Source organism: Xanthomonas sp. SHU 308 (assembly GCF_000364645.1).
GTDB classification, from domain to species: Bacteria; Pseudomonadota; Gammaproteobacteria; order Xanthomonadales; family Xanthomonadaceae; genus Xanthomonas_A; species Xanthomonas_A sontii.
The window spans coordinates 1-2,661 of record NZ_AQOK01000493.1 but is presented as its reverse complement, the minus strand read 5'-3'; the positions used below and the strand labels follow the sequence as shown (position 1 = coordinate 2,661).

The 2,661-nt window shown below is 70.8% G+C and carries 2 protein-coding genes and 1 riboswitch; both genes read left to right on the top strand.

Features of this window, described 5'->3' with window-relative positions:
- Positions 1–153: 153 nt before the first annotated feature.
- A riboswitch (SAM riboswitch) is annotated at positions 154–272 on the top strand.
- A 70-nt stretch (positions 273–342) separates the two neighbouring features.
- A complete protein-coding gene (locus tag D588_RS0114870) occupies positions 343–1,380 on the top strand; it encodes a homoserine O-succinyltransferase (RefSeq protein ID WP_026143738.1) in 1,038 nt (345 codons plus the stop codon).
- Positions 1,377–2,594: an O-succinylhomoserine (thiol)-lyase gene (locus tag D588_RS0114865; protein ID WP_017916548.1), complete on the top strand. Its 1,218-nt coding sequence runs from the start codon at positions 1,377–1,379 to the stop codon at positions 2,592–2,594. Before D588_RS0114870 ends, D588_RS0114865 begins: the two co-directional genes overlap by 4 nt.
- Positions 2,595–2,661 lie beyond the last annotated feature (67 nt).

Here is a 2,661-nt window from a genome sequence, read left to right as displayed (position 1 = left end):
CAGCGGCGGGGGCGGCGTCGGCGCACGGGCAGGGGCAGGGGCAGGGGCAGCGATGGGGGGAGCGGAGTATGGCCGAGGCCAGGGATCGAAAAATCATATCGCTTCATCCGAATAAAGAGATTGACATGACCGAGAATCGCTGGCATCGTGGCTCCACCATCGAGACCGGCGGAGGGACAGGCCCTTTGATGCCGGGGCAGCCAGCGGACGCGCAAGCGCCCGTGTAGGTGCCAAATCCTGCGGGGACCCACGCGTCCGCCGAAAGATGGTTCGATCCATGCCTTCTGCATGGCGAACGCGAGCTCCGCGAAGCTCGATGGCCGTTCCTCTCCGGATACCGCCATGCGCCTCGTGAACTCGCCTGATCGCCCCACCTCCGCCACTCCGTCCCACGACCGCGTTGCCGCGCCGGCCGACGGCGTGCACGCGATGCGTGGCGAGATCGCCGTCGCGTTGCCGCTGCGCCACGCCGGTGTGCAACTGCTGCGCCTGCGCTACGAACTGAGCGGCCCGGCTGCCGCGCCGGTGGTGTTCGTCGCCGGCGGCATCTCCGCGCACCGCCATCTCGCCGCCAACGCCAGCTTTCCCGAGAAGGGCTGGGCCGAAGGCCTGGTCGGGCCGGGGCGGGCGCTGGATCCCACCCAGCGGCGGCTGCTGGCGTTCGATTTCGTCGGCGCCGACGGCAGCCTGGACGCGCCGATCGACAGTGCCGACCAGGCCGATGCCATCGCTGCGCTGCTGGACGCGCTGGACATCGCGCAACTGCACGGGTTCGTCGGCTACTCCTACGGTGCGCTGGTCGGCTTGCAACTGGCGGTGCGGCATCCGCAGCACCTGCAGAAGCTGATTGCGGTCAGCGGCGCGCACCGCGCGCATCCGTATGCCGCGGCTTGGCGCGCGCTGCAGCGCCGCGCCGTGGCACTGGGCCAGCTGCAATGCGCCGAGAGCCACGGGCTGTCGCTGGCGCGGCAGTTCGCGATGCTCAGCTACCGCACTCCGGAGGAGTTCGGCGAACGCTTCGACGCGGCGCCGGAAGTGATCAACGGCCGCGTCCGCGTCGCCGCCGAAGACTACCTGGACGCCGCCGGCGCGCAGTACGTGGCGCGCACCCAGGTCAACGCCTACCTGCGCCTGTCCGAATCCATCGACCTGCACCGCATCGAGCCGGCCGCCGTCGCCGTGCCCACGGTGGTGGTGGCGGTCGAAGGCGACCGCCTGGTGCCGCTGTCGGACCTGGTCACCCTGGTCGAAGGCCTGGGCCCGCGCGGCAGCCTGCGCGTGCTGCGTTCGCCCTACGGTCACGACGCCTTCCTGAAAGAAACCGATCGCATCGACGCGATTCTCGCCACCGCCCTTCGCCCCACCGGAGTTGCCGCATGAGCACTGCCCACGACACCGATCTGCCCTGTAGTGCCGCCACCGCCGCGGTCCGCGCCGGCATCGACCGCGACACCGCCTACGGCGCGGTGACTCCGCCGATCGTGCTGTCGTCGAACTTCAGCTTCGACGGCTTCGGCAACAAGCGCCAGTACGACTACACCCGCAGCGGCAACCCCACCCGCGACCTGCTCGGCGAAGCGCTGGCGGAACTGGAAGGTGGCGCCGGCGGGGTGATCACCGCCACCGGCATGGGCGCGATCAACCTGGTGCTCAACGCGCTGCTGCAGCCCGGCGACAAGCTGGTGGTGCCGCACGACGCGTACGGCGGCAGCTGGCGCCTGTTCAACGCGCTGGCCAAGAAGGGCCACTTCGAGCTGATCACCGCCGACCTGACCGATCCGCGCTCGCTGGCCGATGCGCTGGCGCAGGCGCCGCGGCTGGTGCTGATCGAGACCCCGTCCAACCCGCTGCTGCGCATCACCGACCTGCGTTTCGTCATCGACGCCACGCACAAGGCCGGCGCGCTGGCGGTGGTCGACAACACCTTCCTGTCGCCGGCGCTGCAGACCCCGATCGCCTTCGGCGCCGACCTGGTGATCCACTCCACCACCAAGTACGTCAACGGCCATAGCGACGTGGTCGGTGGCGCGGTGATCGCCGCCGATGCCGAACTGCACCAGCAGCTGGTGTGGTGGGCCAATGCGTTGGGCCTGACCGGCTCGCCGTTCGACGCGTTCCTGACCCTGCGCGGCCTGCGCACGCTGGACGCGCGCCTGCGCGCGCACCAGGAGAACGCGCAGGCGGTGGTGGAATTGCTGACCACGCACGCCGCGGTGCGCCAGGTGTACTACCCGGGCCTGGCCTCGCATCCGGGCCACGCGGTGGCGGCGCGGCAGCAGCGCGGCTTCGGCGCGATGATCAGTTTCGAACTGGCCGGCGGCGAGGCCGAGGTACGCGCCTTCGTCGATGGCCTGCGCTACTTCACCCTGGCCGAATCGCTGGGCGGCGTGGAGAGCCTGGTCGCGCATCCGGCGACCATGACCCATGCGGCGATGACCGCCGAGGCACGCGCCAAGGCCGGGATTTCCGACGGCCTGTTGCGTCTGTCGGTGGGCATCGAATCCAGTGCGGACTTGGTCGCCGATCTGCAGGCAGGCCTGCAGCGCGCGCAGCGCGCCGGCGAGGCGCTGGCCCGCAAACGGGTGGACGCGTGAGCAGCGGCCTGGTCGATGCGCCAGCGGTGCCGCTGCGTGCGGCACCCGTCGCGGCCACCGCGCGGCT

Bases quoted from the DNA above. Each gene is read 5' to 3' on its own strand.
- D588_RS0114870 (WP_026143738.1), top strand. From the start codon at position 343: ATGCGCCTCGTGAACTCGCCTGATCGCCCCACCTCCGCCACTCCGTCC.
- D588_RS0114865 (WP_017916548.1), top strand. From the start codon at position 1,377: ATGAGCACTGCCCACGACACCGATCTGCCCTGTAGTGCCGCCACCGCC.